Origin of the sequence: Xanthomonas phaseoli pv. dieffenbachiae (assembly GCF_008639345.1) — a bacterium.
Lineage (GTDB): Bacteria > Pseudomonadota > Gammaproteobacteria > Xanthomonadales > Xanthomonadaceae > Xanthomonas > Xanthomonas phaseoli.
Map to the genome: position 1 here is coordinate 3,839,662 of NZ_CP041380.1, position 16,205 is coordinate 3,855,866.

Annotated in this window: 9 protein-coding genes; 5 read left to right on the forward strand and 4 right to left on the reverse strand. The window is 65.7% G+C overall.

Annotated features, from left to right (window positions below; genetic code table 11):
• Position 1 precedes the first annotated feature (1 nt).
• Entirely contained in the window at positions 2 to 199 is a 198-nt protein-coding gene (locus FLG15_RS17145) for a zinc-finger domain-containing protein (RefSeq protein WP_010364353.1), read from the reverse strand.
• Positions 200 to 510: 311 nt separating this feature from the next.
• On the opposite strand from FLG15_RS17145, the gene FLG15_RS17150 reads away from it, so the two are divergent.
• A complete protein-coding gene (locus FLG15_RS17150) occupies positions 511 to 3,873 on the forward strand; it encodes a GH92 family glycosyl hydrolase (RefSeq protein ID WP_057679904.1) in 3,363 nt (1,120 codons plus the stop codon).
• A 567-nt stretch (positions 3,874 to 4,440) separates the two neighbouring features.
• Here the strand turns inward: FLG15_RS17150 and FLG15_RS17155 are convergent.
• The gene (locus FLG15_RS17155) at positions 4,441 to 6,750 is read right to left on the reverse strand and encodes an NADP-dependent malic enzyme (RefSeq protein ID WP_039572618.1); all 2,310 of its coding nucleotides are present in this window, start codon (positions 6,748 to 6,750) and stop codon (positions 4,441 to 4,443) included.
• Positions 6,751 to 6,946: 196 nt separating this feature from the next.
• Positions 6,947 to 8,320: a dicarboxylate/amino acid:cation symporter gene (locus FLG15_RS17160; protein ID WP_003483384.1), complete on the reverse strand. Its 1,374-nt coding sequence runs from the start codon at positions 8,318 to 8,320 to the stop codon at positions 6,947 to 6,949.
• 283 nt (positions 8,321 to 8,603) lie between these two features.
• On the opposite strand from FLG15_RS17160, the gene FLG15_RS17165 reads away from it, so the two are divergent.
• The 4 genes from FLG15_RS17165 to FLG15_RS17180 all read left to right on the forward strand — a co-directional run bounded on the left by FLG15_RS17165 (position 8,604) and on the right by FLG15_RS17180 (position 15,201).
• Positions 8,604 to 9,776, forward strand: a complete 1,173-nt coding sequence (locus FLG15_RS17165) for an OprO/OprP family phosphate-selective porin (protein ID WP_057679151.1) — start codon at positions 8,604 to 8,606, stop codon at positions 9,774 to 9,776.
• A gap of 362 nt (positions 9,777 to 10,138) precedes the next feature.
• Positions 10,139 to 12,784 carry a hybrid sensor histidine kinase/response regulator gene (locus FLG15_RS17170; RefSeq protein WP_150146871.1) on the forward strand — a complete coding sequence of 882 codons (2,646 nt, stop codon included), beginning with the start codon at positions 10,139 to 10,141 and terminating at the stop codon, positions 12,782 to 12,784.
• Positions 12,785 to 13,078: 294 nt separating this feature from the next.
• A complete protein-coding gene (locus FLG15_RS17175) occupies positions 13,079 to 14,425 on the forward strand; it encodes an MFS transporter (RefSeq protein ID WP_057679669.1) in 1,347 nt (448 codons plus the stop codon).
• A gap of 8 nt (positions 14,426 to 14,433) precedes the next feature.
• Complete coding sequence (locus tag FLG15_RS17180) at positions 14,434 to 15,201, forward strand: substrate-binding domain-containing protein (RefSeq protein ID WP_057679670.1); 768 nt, start codon at positions 14,434 to 14,436, stop codon at positions 15,199 to 15,201.
• On the opposite strand, the gene FLG15_RS17185 is transcribed toward FLG15_RS17180, so the two are convergent.
• Entirely contained in the window at positions 15,193 to 16,095 is a 903-nt protein-coding gene (locus FLG15_RS17185; RefSeq protein ID WP_057679671.1) for a LysR family transcriptional regulator, read from the reverse strand. The genes FLG15_RS17180 and FLG15_RS17185 overlap by 9 nt on opposite strands.
• Between the last annotated feature and the right edge of the window lie 110 nt (positions 16,096 to 16,205).

The window sequence follows — 16,205 nt, forward strand, 5'->3', positions numbered from 1 at the left end:
ATCAGTCGGCGAGCACGAACAGCGCGCCGCAATACGGGCACTTGGCTTCGCCGTTGGGCTCGTCTTCGATCGGCAGGTACACGCGCGGATGCGAGTTCCACAGCGCCATCTGCGGCGTCGGGCAGCTCAGCGGCAGGTCGCCGCGGTGCACGGTGTAACGCGTTTGCGCATTGGCGGGCGCGGTGGCGGTCTGGCTCATGGCGGTGCGATCGGAAGGCAAAGGCAGAGCGCGGATTCTAGCAGCCTGCGTGGTGATCGGCCCATCGACCGGGCGTGCAGGCCCGCGCGGGAGTTCGTTGCAAGCGTTGCCAATCCAATCGCCGAGGCCGCTATGACGACAGCGATCCTGCAGCACACCCCAATCGGCAGCGCGGCAGTGCAACGACACCGCACCGCGCATGCCGCCTATCATCGGGAGCCAGCGTTTCGCCAACCGGCGACGTGAACCATACCGGGCGCAACATCGGCCCAGCGCACGTCCCGCTACGTGCCCCAAGGAGACACTGCCCCGTGACCTTGCCTGTTGTCCTGCTGCATCCGCGTGGTCTACCGCGCGCCATCGCCGTTGCTCTGCTCGGTCTCGCTGCGCTGCCGGCGATGGCCGCCACGCACTTCGCAAGCGCGTTCGAGCACGGCGACCCCGTACCGGCGCAGGCGACCGACACCGCCGTGCAGGTTGCCATCGGCGCCGGCCCGGCAGCGCCGTACGCCGCCAAGCCGAACGCCGGCTACAGCGGAGCGCAGGCGTTGCATTACGCGAGCAACGGCGCGGGTGGGCGACGCGCGTTGTTCACCACCGATCTGCTGATCCAGACGCAGACCACGCTGTCGTGGATGGTCTTGCCCGAAAGCGTGGGCAGCGATCATGTGGCCTCGACCTATGTGTCACTGGATCTGCTGCTGGATGACGGCACACATGTCTCTGCCAGCGCAGTGCGCGATCAACATGGCGTGGCATTGGGTGCGCAGGCGCAAGGCGATTCGAAGACGCTGTACCCACAGCAGTGGGCGCGCAAGCAGGTGCGGTTGGGAGATGTGCCCGGACTGCGTGGGCGGCGCGTGCGCGCGATCGAGCTGGAGGTGGCGCCACCGGCCGGCGCGCGCGCTGCCGGGTGGATCGACAATATCGCCATTGCCGAGGTGCCGCTGGCAACAGCAGGGCGGCCCTCCGATTGGGTGCTGACCACGCGCGGCACGCAATCCAATGGCACGTTTTCGCGCGGCAATAATTTTCCTGCCACGGCCGTGCCGCACGGTTTCAACTTCTGGACGCCGGTCACCGATGCGGGAACGCTGACCTGGCTGTATCGCTGGAACGAGCACAACGGTGCCGACAATCGCCCGCGCCTGCAGGCGCTGTCGCTGAGCCATCAACCCAGCCCATGGATGGGCGACCGACAGACGTTTCAGGTGATGCCCTCGCTGACTGCCGGCGTGCCGGACGCCGATCGCAGCAAACGAGCACTGGGGTTTTCGCATGACGACGAAACTGCCCGCCCCTATCGCTACGCGGTGCAGTTGGATAACGGCATCCATGCCGAGATCGCACCGACCGATCACGCGGCGCTGTTTCGCTTTCGCTTCCCGGCGCGCGGCGATGCCAATCTGCTGTTCGACAACGTGGATGCGCGCGGCGGGCTAACGCTGGATGCGGCGACCCAGACACTGTCCGGCTACACCGATGTACGCAGCGGTCTGTCGACGGGCGCAACGCGCATGTACGTCTATGCCAGCTTCGACAGGCCCTGGCACAGCAGCGGCCTGCTCGACACCGGCCGCCCTACCGGATGGATCAAGTTCGATGCCGGCAGCGCGCGGCAGGTACAGATGCGCATCGCCACGTCGCTGATTTCGGTGGAGCAGGCCAAGCACAATGCAGCCCTGGAAATTGCCGCAGACGCGAGCTTCGAGCAGGTGGCCGCGCGCGCGCAGGAGGCCTGGGATGCAGTGCTGGGGCGCTTCGAGGTGCCCGACGCCACTGCCGACCAGGCCACCACGCTGTATTCCAACCTGTACCGGTTGTACCTGTATCCGAACTCGGCGCACGAAAACGTGGGCACTGCGACTGCGCCGGATTGGCGCTACGCCAGCCAGAACAGCTGGTCGGACGACAATATCGACGGCAGCGCGGTGCGCAGCTTCGCACCGATCCGCGATGGCCGGGTGTACGTCAACAACGGGCTATGGGATACGTTTCGCACGGCCTGGCCCGCGTATGCCCTGTTTGCGCCCGATGATGCCGGTGCCCTGGTGCAGGGGTTTGTCGAGCAATCGCGGGCAGGTGGCTGGATCGCACGGTGGTCATCGCCCGGCTATGCCGACCTGATGGTGGGCACCAGCTCGGATGTGGCGTTTGCCGATGCATGGCGCAAAGGCGTGCAAGGCTTCGACCCGGCTGAGGCCTACGCCGCTGCACTGAAAAACGCCACTGTCGTTGCGCCGGACCGGCATGTGGGTCGCAAGGGCATGGCGCGCTCCACCTTCCGCGGCTACACCGACACCGAAACGCACGAAGGCATGTCGTGGTCGATGGAGGGCGCCCTCAACGATTTCGGCATCGCCAACATGGCCGAGGCATTGTCCAGCCAGGCCGCGACTGCGGCAGCGCGCGAACGCTATGCGACCGAGGCGCAGTATTTTCGCCACCGCGCGGCCGGGTATGCGGCATTGTTCGATCCGGCGGTCGGCTTCTTCCAGGGTCGCAAGCCCGACGGTGCCTGGCGCGTGGGTGCGGCGCAGTACGACCCCCGCGTGTGGGGCAACGATTACACCGAATCCAGCGGCTGGACGTTTGCATTCACCGCGCCGCACGATGGCGAAGGCCTGGCTGCGCTCTACGGCGGCCGCGCGGCCTTGGCCGCCAAGTTGGACATGTTTTTTTCCACGCCCGAAACTGCTCAAGCGCAGTTTGCAGGCTCGTATGGCAACACCATTCACGAGATGACCGAAGCGCGCGATGTGCGCATGGGCATGTACGCGCACAGCAACCAGACTGCGCACCACATTCCATGGATGTATCTGTATGCCGGGCAACCGTGGAAGACACAGCGCATTACCCGCGACATTCTGGCGCGTCTGTACTTGGGGAGCGAGATCGGCCAGGGTTACCCTGGCGACGAAGACAATGGCGAGATGTCGGCATGGTATCTGTTCGCTGCGCTGGGGCTGTATCCGTTGCGAATGGGAGCGCCGGAGTATGTGATCGGCTCGCCGCTGTTCAAGCAGGCGCGCGTGCGCTTGCCGGGTGGCGGCACCCTGACGGTCAATGCGCCGCAGAATTCGCCGCAGAATGTGTATGTGCAGTCGCTCAAACTCAACGGCAAGCCGTGGCACAAGACCTGGTTACCGCATGCGGTAATCGCCAAAGGTGCAACGCTGGACTTCGTGATGGGGCCAATGCCCTCGCGCTGGGGCAGCGCACCGGACGATGTGCCGCCGTCGTTGACCACGCCAGGCAAGCGCCCTGCCCCGTTGCGTGACCTGCTGGGTGCCAGCGCACGCGTGACGCAGGCAGATGGTCGCGCGCTGGCGGCTTTGCATGACGACGATGCGGGCAGCGCGAGCGCGGTGTCGCCGGCTACGGTGCTGACGCTGAGCGGTCTTGATCGCGGTGAGGCCATGCTTTACACCGTGACCAGCGGCGACGCTGCGATTGCGTCGGCTGCGTGGACGCTGGAAGCACGCACTGCAGGAGGCAAATGGCGCGTCGTCGATACGCGCCGCGAGGAGCGTTTTCAATGGCCGCTTCAAACGCGCCCGTTCCGGATCGCGACGCCCGGTTCGTATGCGGAGTATCGGCTGCATTGGACCGCGCCCGCGCGTGCACAGGTGGCGGAGATCGAGTTACTGGGTGCGGTGCCGGATGGGCGCTGAGGCCTGAGGTTTGAGCGTGATCGCTTGGGATGACGACGACCCGCGACGCCTGCCGTTTGCGTAGCTCGTCAACGTTTTGGATGGTCGACGCTGAGTCGCTGCCAAGGGTAGGCCGTACCCTCACCCCTCTACCGCGCGGAGAGGGGCTTGTGGGTCGTTGCTGTTGGCTGGGTGCTGAGTTGTTGGGCGCCTTGCAGTGACAACTTCTCGACCGCTGCGATGCCAAGGCTCGCCCGTACCCTCACCCCAACCCCTCTCCCGCGGGGAGAGGGGCTTTTGGGTCGTTGCTGCTGGCTGGGTGCTGAGTTGTTGGGCGCCTTGCAGTGACAACTTCTCGGACGCTGCGATGCCAAGGCTCGCCCGTACCCTCACCCCAACCCCTCTCCCGCGGGAGAGGGGCTTTTGGGTTATTGCTGCGGACTGGGGACTGAGCGCCCGGGCGCCTTGCAACACCCTATCGAGAAAGACACTTCTCGGCCGTTGTCTTGCCGGCCGAGCGCTTGCTGCTTCAAATCAAGCAGCACTCGGCCAAGTCTTGGACACCTGGCAAGTCGTGAGTATCTCGACTCAGTCGTTGCCCTTATCGGCCGCCGCTTTTTCCGCATCGCGTTGCCTGCGGATCTGCGCATCCACCGCTGCGATGGCGGTCATGTTCATCACCCGGCGCGAGGTGGCGCTGGTGGTGAGGATGTGCACCGGCTTGGAGATGCCCATCAGGATCGGGCCGATCGCCACGCCGTCGGTGAACACGCGCACCAGGTTATAGGCGATGTTGGCCGCTTCCAGGTTCGGCAACACGAACAGGTTGGCGCGGCCCTTCAAGGTGCTGTTGGGCATGATCTGCTTGCGCAGCGCCTCGTCCCAGGCAGTGTCGCCCTGCATTTCGCCGTCGATGTTGAGCTCGGGCTTGCGCTTGAGCAGGGCCTCGCGCACCTGGCGCATCTTCAGCGCATCGCGCGAGTCGTGGCTGCCGAAGTTGGAATGCGACAGCAGCGCGATATTGGGCTCGATGCCGAACAGCTTGAGGCGATAGGCGGCCTGCAGCGTCGCTTCCACCACCTGCTCGACGGTGGGGTCTTCCTGCACATGGGTATCGAGGAAGAAGAACACGCCCAGCTGGTTGATGACACCAGTCATCGCCGAGGTGGAGCTCACCCGCGGCTCCAGCGGGATCACGCTGCGCGCGTAACCGAGCTTCTTGTGGAAGCGGCCGACCACGCCCGACAGCATCGCATCGGCCTCGCCGCGCGCCACCATGACGGCGGCGATCAGGGTCGGGCGCGAGCGCATCAGCTCCTTGGCCGCGGTGACGGTCACGCCACGACGCTCGGTGAGCGCGTGGTAGTACTGCCAGTAATCGTTGAAGCGGGGATCGTCGAGGATATTGGTGATCTCGAAGTCCACGCCGGCGGTCAGGCGCAGGCCCATGCGTTCGATGCGTGCTTCGATCACGTCCGGGCGGCCGATCAGGATCGGGAAGGCCAGGCCTTCGTCGACCACGTTCTGCACCGCGCGCAGCACCACTTCTTCTTCGCCTTCGGCATACACCACGCGCTGCTTGTCGGCGCGCGCGCGGTCGTAGACCGGCTTCATCATCAGGCTGGTGCGGTAGACGAACTGGCCGAGCTTGTCGCGGTAGGCCTCCATGTCGGTGATCGGGCGCGTGGCCACGCCCGAATCCATCGCCGCCTGTGCCACGGCCGAAGACAGCTCGACCAGCAGGCGCGGGTCCAGGGGGCGCGGAATCAGGTAGTCGGGGCCAAAGCTCGGGGTTTCGCCGCCGTAGGCCGCGCCCAGGTCGGAGGCCTCGCGCCGCGCCATCGCCGCGATCGCCTTGACGCAGGCGATCTTCATTTCCTCGTTGATGCCGGTGGCGCCCACGTCCAGCGCGCCGCGGAACAGGTACGGGAAACACAGCACGTTGTTGATCTGGTTCGGATAGTCCGACCGACCAGTGCCGATGATGCAATCCGGGCGCACCGCCTTGGCCACTTCCGGGGTGATTTCCGGGTTGGGATTGGCCAGCGCGAAGATCACCGGCTGGCGCGCCATGCTGGCAACCATCTCCGGCTTCAGGATGCCGGCGGCCGACAGGCCCAGGAAGATATCGGCGCCTTCGACGATCTCGGCCAGGGTGCGCTTGTCGGTGTCGCGCGCGTAGCGCTGCTTGTCCGGGTCCAGGTCGGTGCGACCGGTATGGATCACGCCATCGCGGTCCAGCGCCAGGATGTTCTCCGGCTTCAGGCCCAGCGAGACCAACATGTTGACGCAGGAAATGCCCGCCGCGCCCATGCCGGTGGTGGCCAGCTTGACCTCTTCGATCTTCTTGCCGGTGACCACCAGCGCGTTGAGCACCGCCGCGCCGACGATAATCGCGGTGCCGTGCTGGTCGTCATGGAACACCGGGATGTTCATGCGCTCGCGCAGCTTGCGCTCGACGATGAAGCATTCCGGCGCCTTGATGTCTTCCAGGTTGATGCCGCCGAAGGTCGGCTCCAGGCTGGCGATGATGTCCACCAGCTTGTCCGGGTCGTTCTCATTGATCTCGATGTCGAACACATCGATGCCGGCGAACTTCTGGAACAGCACGCCCTTGCCTTCCATCACCGGCTTGGAGGCCAACGGGCCGATGTTGCCCAGGCCCAGCACCGCCGTGCCGTTGGTGATAACCGCCACCAGATTGCCGCGCGCGGTGAGCTCGCTGGCCTGGGTGGCATCTTCGACGATGGCCTCGCAGGCGAACGCCACGCCCGGCGAATACGCCAGCGACAGATCGCGCTGGGTCAGCATCGGCTTGGTCGCGGTGACCTTGATCTTGCCGGCCGGCTGCTGGCGGTGATAGTCGAGGGCGGCCTGTTTGAAGTCGTCGGTGGACATCGGTGGTGTGGTTCTCGAAGGCGCAGGAGGCTGAATTCTACCCTCCTGCCTGAACAAGGGCCTGTCGCGCAGCTGTCAGCGCGGCAGGGAGATCACGGCCGCAGCGTGGCGGGCGACGCAGCCGGCGTGGAGGCCAAACAAGAACGGCCCTGCATCCCGTCGTTGATACCGACGGAAGACAGGGCCGTAGGAAGCATCAACGCAGGCTGGCAGGTGCCACGCCGGGTTGGCCGACCGGGGCCAGCAGCGGCGGTTCGCCGCCGTCCAGCACCAGCTTGAGCCGGTCGCGGTCCAGGGCGTTTTCCCAGCGCGAGACCACCACGGTGGCCACCGCATTGCCGATGAAGTTGGTCAGCGAGCGGCATTCGCTCATGAAACGGTCCACGCCCAGGATCAGCGCCATGCCGGCCACCGGCACTTCCGGTACCACCGCCAGCGTGGCGGCCAGGGTGATGAAACCGGCACCGGTGACGCCGGCTGCGCCCTTGGAGCTGAGCATCGCCACGGCCAGCAGGGCGATCTGGTGGCCCAGGGTCAGTTCGGTATTGGTGGCCTGGGCGATGAACAGCGCCGCCAGCGTCATGTAGATATTGGTGCCGTCCAGATTGAACGAGTACCCAGTCGGCACCACTAGGCCCACCACCGACTTCTCGCAACCGGCCTTTTCCATCTTCTCCATCAGCGACGGCAACGCCGACTCCGACGAGGAGGTGCCCAGCACCAGCAGCAGCTCGGCTTTCAGGTAACGGATCAGTTTGAGGACCGAAAACCCGCACAGCCGGCTCACCAGACCCAGGATCACCAGCACGAACAACAAGGATGTCAGGTAAAACGAGCCCACCAGCCAGGCCAAATTGACCAGCGACTCCACGCCGTACTTGCCGATGGTGAAGGCGATGGCGCCAAAGGCACCGATCGGGGCGGCACGCATCAGGATATGCACCAGCTTGAACACCGGGGCGATCAGCGCTTCCAGCAGGTTCAGCACCGGCTTGCCGCGCTCTCCCACCAGCGCCAGCGACACGCCGAACAGCACCGCCACGAACAGCACCTGCAGGATGTTCGGCCCGGTCAGCTTGCCGTTGACGACCTGATCGCCGGTGAAGGCGCCGATCAGCGAATTGGGGATGATGTCCATCAGGAAGCCGACCAGGGTCAGGTCATGCGACTTCTCGACGTAGCTCTTGACCGCACTCTGGTCCAGATCGGCCGGATTGATGTTCATGCCGGCGCCGGGCTGCACCACATGGGCAACGACCAGACCGACCACCAGCGCCAAGGTGGAAAAGAACAGGAAGTAGGCCATCGCCTTGCCGAACACCCTGCCCACCGTCTTGAGATGGGTCATGCCGGCGATGCCGGTGACGATGGTCAGGAAGATCACCGGGGCGATGATCATCTTCACCAGCTTGATGAAGGCGTCGCCCAGCGGCTTGAGGCTTTCGGCGAAGGCGGGCTCGAAATGGCCCAGCAGGGCACCGAGGACGATCGCCACCACCACCTGAAAATACAGTTGGCGATAGAAGGGGACGGACGCCGGCAGGGGGCCGGCAGGCTTGCTGATGTGCATGACACCACTCCGAGGGACGAGAGAAGGTGCCGAGCCAGCACCCGTTGCACGCATTCTGGCCGCACGTCACAGCCCCGGCCGATAGCCCATTGGTACTACCCCATGTCCAGCGGCTGAACGTGGGCTTACACTTCAGCCGCGCCGCCGCCGGCCGTTAATTCCGTTTAACGCAGACACCGTTTCTGTGCTGCCGTCGTCCGGACCCTGCGCGCTTGCTGAAGACATTCACTGCGACCGCCATGGCAGGACGCCCGGCCCCTTCTCATTGCCGAAGACCATACCTATGCGCCTCAATCTGCTTGTCCTGGCGTTGGCTGCTGCCATCGTCCCCGCCGCTGCCAACGCAGCCACCTCGATCGAAAACTGGCCGACCAAGTACACCTTCGGTGACGGCACCGAGCTGGGCCTGACCGGCAACTACGCCTACGACGACAACAACTTCTCCGGCGACGACCGCCTGGAAGACCGCACCGACTTCCGCCGCAAGGAATTCGGCGCCACCATCAAGAAGAAGGGCGTCTACGACGCCATGGTGTACTACGACTTCGAGTCCAAGCTGTGGCTGGACGTGTTCTACCGGTTCGAGACCAAGGCCCTGTTCGGCCAGGATTACGGCCGGGTGCGTCTGGGCTACATGAAGGTGCCGGTGGGCCTGGAGGCGGTGCAGAGCTCGCGTGCGGGCAGCTTCATGGAACTGGGCCTGCCGATCCAGGCGGTGTTCCAGGGCCGCCGTACCGGCGCGGAATGGACGCTGGAACGTCAGCAGTACCTGCTGCAGGCCGGCGCTTACGGCGGCAAGGATCTGCAGGGCGACAACCCGGGCACCACCCAGGCCGTGCACGTGGCATGGACCCCGATGAAGGCCGAAGGCGACGTGCTGCATCTGGGCATCGCCGGCTCGATCGAAAACCCGCGCGGTTACAGCGACGGCCGCGGCGTGTCGTTCAGCCCGCGTGTGCGCCTGCGTGCGCGCCCGGAAGCCGGCCTGACCGATGTGCGCCTGATCGACACCGGCACCATCCTCGATGTGGACCATGTGATCCGCACCGGCCTGGAAGCGGTATGGATCCATGGCCCGTTCTCGCTGCAGAGCGAAGCGCTGCGTGCCGAAGTGGCGCGCAACGCCAACCAGCCGCACTTCATCGCCCAGGGCCAGTACGTCTACGGCACCTGGACGCTGACCGGCGAATCGCGCAGCTATGCCGGCGGCGTGCCGGGCAACATCAAGCCGTCGCACGACTACGGCGCGGTCGAGCTGACCGCCCGCTACAGCCGCCTGAACCTGGAAGACAACAACGTCCACGGCGGCCGTCAGCACGACACCACCATCGGCGCCAACTGGTACCTCACCAGCCACTTCAAGTTCCAGGCCAACTACAGCTGGGTGGATTCCTCGCGCAACGGCGTGCATGAAACCCCGCACGTGATGGAACTGCGTGCGCAGGTGCAGTTCTAAGCCGCACTGAGCAAAGGCAGCGCGCCGGCGATTCGCGCCGACGCACTGCCACGCGTCATGGCCGCACGCCGGTTCGCCGGCGCGCCGCTGGCATCGCACCGCAACAGGCATTGGACACGGCCGCATCCACCACGGGTGCGGCCGTTGTCGTATCTGGCGCTTGCCAAGCGTGCGATGAGAGCGGCTGCCCCATATCGCAAGCGGTTGCCGGGCATAGGCGGGCCGACGCCCGGAACCGTCGTCCACGCGTGACGCATGCGGCACCGAGCGCCGGCCGCGTCTGTCTGCGGTGAGCGCAACCGCTCCTGGCCATCCACGCTGGTGGCTGCGCGATCCGGCGGCGGACCGCCATACTTACGGCCATGTACGCATCGCAACGCCGTCGCCTGCTGCTCGCCTTGTCCATCGTGCTGGGCGGGATGATGGTGGCCATGGTCGCGGCCGGGCACTTCGTCGAACAGAGCGCGCTGCACGATGAAAGCGCCACCGTGCGCCGCCAGCTGGGGCTCTACGCGCAGGCGCTGCAGCAGCGCGTGGACCGCTATCGCACGTTGCCGCAGATTCTGGCGCTGGACCCGGAGTTGCGCGCGGCCGTGTCCGGCCCGCTGTCGCCGGCACAGGTGGATGCGCTCAACCGCAAGCTCGAACGCGCCAACAATGTCACGCAGTCGTCCACGCTGACCTTGATCAACCATGACGGCGTGGCACTGGCCGCCAGCAACTGGCGGGCGCCACGCAGCAACGTGGGCGTGGACTACGCCTTCCGTCCGTATTACCAGCAGGCGCTGGCCACCGGCAGCGGCAGCTTCTACGGCATCGGCATGACCACCAGCGAGCCAGGCTATTTCCTGTCGCAGGCCATTGTCGACGGCGCCGGCCAGGTGCAGGGCGTGGTGGTGATCAAGATCGCCCTGGCTGCATTGGAACGTGAGTGGCTGCAGACCCCGGATATCGTGCTGGCGTCGGACGCGCACGATGTGGTGTTTCTGGCCAGCCGCCCGGAGTGGCGCTACCGCGTGCTGGCCCCGCTCAGCGACCGCGATCGCCGCGAACTGCAAAGCACCCGCCAGTACGCCGACCAGCAATTGCTGCCGCTGCGGCGCCGGCTGATCGAGCAAACCGGGTACGGCGGGGTGCTGGCCGACGTGCGCGACCCGCCGCTCGGCGCGCAGGTGCTGTGGCAGACCCTGGAAGTGCCCGAAAGCGGCTGGCGCCTGCATCTGCTGCACGACACCCGCGCCAGCGCCGCTGCCGGCCGCGCCGCGGCGATTGCCGCCGCCGGCGCGTGGCTGGCCCTGGCCTTGCTGTGGTTGTTCGTGCAGCAACGGCGGCGGCTGTCGGCGTTGCGCCAGCGCAGCCGGCACGAACTGGAAACCTTGCTGCAGCAACACGCCGAAGAACTGCGCACCGCCCAGGACGGCGTGGTCACCGCCGCGCAGCAGGCCAATGCCGGCCTGAGCCGCAGCCTGGAACACCTGCCGCAAGGCGTGGTGGTGATCGACGAGGCGCTCAACCTGGTGGCGTGGAATTCGCGCTATGTGGAGCTGTTCCGGTTTCCGCCGGAACTGCTCAAGATCGGCCGCCCGATCGAAGACCTGTTCCGCTTCAATGCACGCCGTGGCCTGCTGGGGCCGGGGCCGATCGAAGCGGCGATCGAGCGGCGCCTGAATCACTTGCGCAGCGGAAAACCGCATATGCGCGAGAGCGAAAAAGAAGATGGCACGGTGCTGGAAATCCGCGGCAATCCGCTGCCCGATGGCGGCTTTGTCACCAGTTACGCCGACATCACCAGCTACAAGAACGCCGCACGCGAACTGCGTTCGCTGGCCGACGCGCTGGAACACCGCGTGGCCGAGCGCACCCGCGACCTGGCGGCGGCCAAGCGCGAAGCCGAAAGCGCCAACCGCTACAAGACCCGCTTCGTCGCCTCGGCGGTGCACGACCTGCTGCAGCCGCTCAACGCCGCGCGCATGTTCGTCTCGGTGTTGCGTGGGCAAGTGCGCGAGGCTGGCAGCGCGCGCGTGGTCGACAACATCGACGGTGCGCTGGCGGCGCAGGACGCCATCCTCAACAGCCTGCTCGACATCTCGCGCCTGGAAGCGGGCAGCCTGAAGACCCAGGTGCGCGACTTTGCGCTTGCGCCCTTGCTGGACACCCTGGCGCGCGATTTCGGCATCCTGGCCGAAGACCGCGGGCTGGTACTGGAATCGGTGCCGACCTCGGCGGTGGTGTTGAGCGATGAAAACCTGCTGCGCCGCATCCTGCAGAACTTTCTCTCCAACGCCATCCGCTACACGCCGCGCGGACGGGTGCTGATCGGCTGCCGCCGTCGCGGCGGCTGGCTGCGCATCGAAGTGCACGACCAGGGGCCCGGCATTCCCGAAGCCCTGCAACACGAAATCTTCGAGGAATTCCGCCGCCTGGACGACGGCGTGGCCAACGATCGCGGCGCAGGCCTGGGCCTGGCCATCGTCGAGCGCATCGGCCGTCTGCTCGGCCATCGCATCGGGCTGCGTTCCACCCTGGGCGCCGGCAGCGTGTTTTCGGTGACGGTCCCGCTGGGCGATCGCACCGCCATCGCACGGCAACTGCCTTCGCCTGTCGGCACTGCCGAACACGGCAACGACCCCATCCTGCATGGCTGCCGGGTGTGGTGCGTGGATGATGAGCCCTTGGTGTGCGAGGCCACGCGCACGCTGCTGGAACGCTGGGAATGCCGCGTGGATTTTGCCGGCGGCCCGGATGAGGCATTGAGCGCTGCCAATGCCGAGGAGGTGCCGGAACTGCTGCTGCTGGATGTGCGCATGGGCGCACACCACGGCCCCATGCTGCTGTCGCAGTTGGTGGAACGCTGGCAACGCGAGCCACGCGTGATCCTGGTCACCGCAGAACCCGACCCTGTCCTGCGCGAGCATGCGCTGGATCTGGGCTGGGGATTTTTGTCCAAACCGGTCCGCCCGCCGGCCCTGCGTGCGCTGGCGACGCAGATGTTGATGCGGCGCGGGTAGCGCTGCCTGCTTCCTCTCCTGCGCCCAAGGCCGGCAGCGTACCCACCGACCCGATCGGCGCAGTGGCAGGCCACCAGAGCACCTGCGGCGACGACATAGGCGGATCGAGCTTGACTTCACGCGGCAACGCCGGCGGCCGTTGGCGGATGCGGCGTGCGCGTCGTGGCGAGGTCACTGCACGTCGCGGACTGCGGCCTCGGGCCGATGCTCAACGCGCATCAATCGATGAGAAAGCAGCAATTATCAACATCCACCATCTCGACCAGAATCGAGTGCCTCGGATGTCATACGTCCATGCATATCTATCGTGGAGGGCGATTTATGCGCAGTTCCCGCAGCGAGGCAACGCAACAGTCGAAACTCGGGATGGTGCTGAGGGTGACCTCGGGCAACTTCCTCGAACAGTTCGACTTCTTCCTGTTCGGTTTTTACGCCACTCAGATCGCCGCGGCGTTCTTTCCGGCGAACAACGAATTCGCGTCCCTGATGATGACCTTCGCCGTGTTCGGCGCAGGCTTTTTGATGCGGCCGCTGGGTGCGGTGATCCTGGGTGCCTATATCGACGATGTCGGGCGCCGCAAAGGCCTGATCGTCACCTTGGCCATCATGGCCAGCGGTACCGTGCTGATCGTGCTGGTGCCAGGCTACGCCAGCATCGGCTTGTGGGCCCCGGCCCTGGTGCTGCTTGGGCGCTTGCTGCAGGGCTTTTCGGCCGGCGCCGAAATGGGCGGGGTGTCGGTGTATCTGGCCGAGATGGCCACACCGGGCCGGCGCGGCTTCTACGCCAGTTGGCAATCGGCCAGCCAGCAGCTCGCCATCGTCGGTGCGGCCGCGATCGGGTTTGCGCTCAACCAGCTGATGGCGCCGCAGGATCTGGCGCAGTGGGGCTGGCGGATTCCATTCGGCATCGGTTGCGTCATCATCCCTTTCATCTTCTTGCTGCGGCGAAGCCTGGAAGAGACGGCGGAATTTGCCCAGCGCCGGCAGCCGGTCACGATGAAGCAGGTGATGCGCGGGCTGGCGGACAATGCCGGCACCGTGATTGCCGGCGGTTTGATGGTCGCGCTGACGACGACCGCGTTCTATCTGATCACCGTCTACGCCCCCACCTTCGGCAAGAGCGTGCTCAAACTCAGTACCGGCGATGCGTTGATCGTCACGCTGTTGGTGGGCGTCTCCAATTTCATCTGGCTGCCGATCGGGGGCGCACTCAGCGACCGCTTCGGACGCAAGCCGCTGCTGGTGACTATGGCGGTGGTGTGCAGCGTGACCGCCTATCCGGTGCTTGCGTTGCTTGCGGCCGCACCGAGCTTTGCGCATATGTTGCAGGCGCTGCTGTGGCTGTCCTTCATCTACGGCATCTACAACGGCGCCATGATCCCGGCGCTCACCGAGCGGATGCCGGCGCATGTGCGGGTGGCGGGATTTTCGCTTGCCTACAGCCTGGCGACCACAGTGTTTGGCGGTTTTACGCCGGTGATGTCCACCTGGCTGATCCACGTCACCGGCGACAAGGCCGCGCCTGGCTACTGGTTGGTCTTCGCAGCGGTGTGCGCACTGGGAGCCACGCTGTTTCTGTATCGCCGCCAAGCCAATCCAGCGCCGGCGAGCGGCCATGCTGCGGCAGGGGCTACCAAATGAGGCACGCCATGTGGAAGAAGTGGCTGGGTGCGATGGTTGCAACGGTCCTGCTGGCGACAACGGCAGGCGCGCAGGAGTTGACCGTGATGACCTCCGGCGGCTTCACCGCCGCCTTTGAACGCCTGGCGCCGCAATACACCAAGCAGACCGGAGCGAAGATCACCACCCTGCTTGGCCCGTCCATGGGCCAAACGCCACAAGCCATTCCCAACCGGCTCGCACGCGGCGAGCCTGCCGATGTGGTGATCATGGTGGGGAGCGCGTTGCAGAAGCTCATCGATGCCGGCGTGGTCGATGCGGCATCGCGGGTGGAACTGGCCGATTCGAGGATCGGCATGGTGGTGCGCAGCGGTGCACCCAAGCCCACGATCGACAGCGTCGAGCACTTCAAACACACGCTACTGCACGCCGATTCGGTGGCCTATTCCGACAGCGCCAGCGGCGTCTACATCGAGACCACGCTGTTCAAGCAGCTGCAGATCCAGGGCCCGATGATGGCCAAGAGCAAGAAGATTCCGCGCATCCCGGTGGGCACGGTGGTGGCCGATGGCAGCTATCAGCTCGGCTTTCAGCAGGTGGCCGAGCTGCTTCCGGTGGCAGGCGTGGAGTTTGTCGGCAAGATCCCCGAGCCGTTGCAGTCGATCACGCGCTACGCGGCCGGTGTGCCGGTCAACGCACAGCACCCCGAAGCAGCCAGGCGCCTGCTGGCGTACCTGCAGTCGGGTGAGGCGCAGGCGGTTGCGCGCATGACCGGCCTGGATCCGGTGTCACCTTGAACGTGCGGGCATCCGGCGCACCAGTTCCGCCAGTTCGAGCGCGGTGGGTGTCAGCGTGCGTCCGCGACGTTTGAGCAGCCCCACGTTGCGCGATACCTCCGGTTCGACAAGCGGCACCGCCGCCAGCACCGGATGCGGGCCGGACGGCATGGCGATGGAAGGCACGGCGGCAATACCGACGCCGGCCTCTACCAATCCCAGCAACGTGGTGACATGTCGGGTCTCGCAGATGCTCGGCTTGTCCGGCGTGAATGCAGCCAGCGCCCGATCCAGCACCAGCCGGTTGCCCGATGTCTTGTCCAGCGTGATGTAGTCGTAAGCGTAGGCCTCCTGCCAGCTGACCTGTGCGCGCCCGGACAGCGAGTGGTCCTGGCGGCAGGCAATCACATAGCGCTCTTGCAACAACGGTTCGAACTCCACCTCCGGCGCCAGGTTGCCGCTGAAGCTGACCCCGAAATCCGCTTCGCCGGAAGCCACTGCCGCACTGACGTGACTGGCACTGCCGTCGAACAGCCGGATGCGGATCTTCGGAAACAACTGATGCAGCCCGTGGATCGCCTGCGGCATGAAGTAGTACGCGGCAGATGGCACGCAGGCCACGGTTACCGTCCCCATCCTGCTGGAACCTGCATCGCCGATGCTCATCAGCGCCATGTCCAGGTCATCGAGCATGCGCTCGACCTGCGGCATGAACGCCTGGCCGACGGTGGTGAGGGTGACCTTGCGCGTGGTGCGCTCGAACAGCTTGACGTTCAACGCCGACTCGAGCTTGTCGATCCTGCGGCTGAGCGCCGGCTGGGTGATGCGGATGCGTTCGGCAGCGCGGCGAAAGCTGCCGTTCTCGGCAACCGCACGGAATGCCTGCAGATCGTTGAGATCGAATTTGATGGTCACGGTGCCGCAGCTTCAGTGTTCGATGGCGGTCGCCATAGCATAGACGCTTGCCTGCGGTGCTGCGTCCGACGCGACGAAGCCATTGCATTCCAGGCGCAGTGCATGCGTTC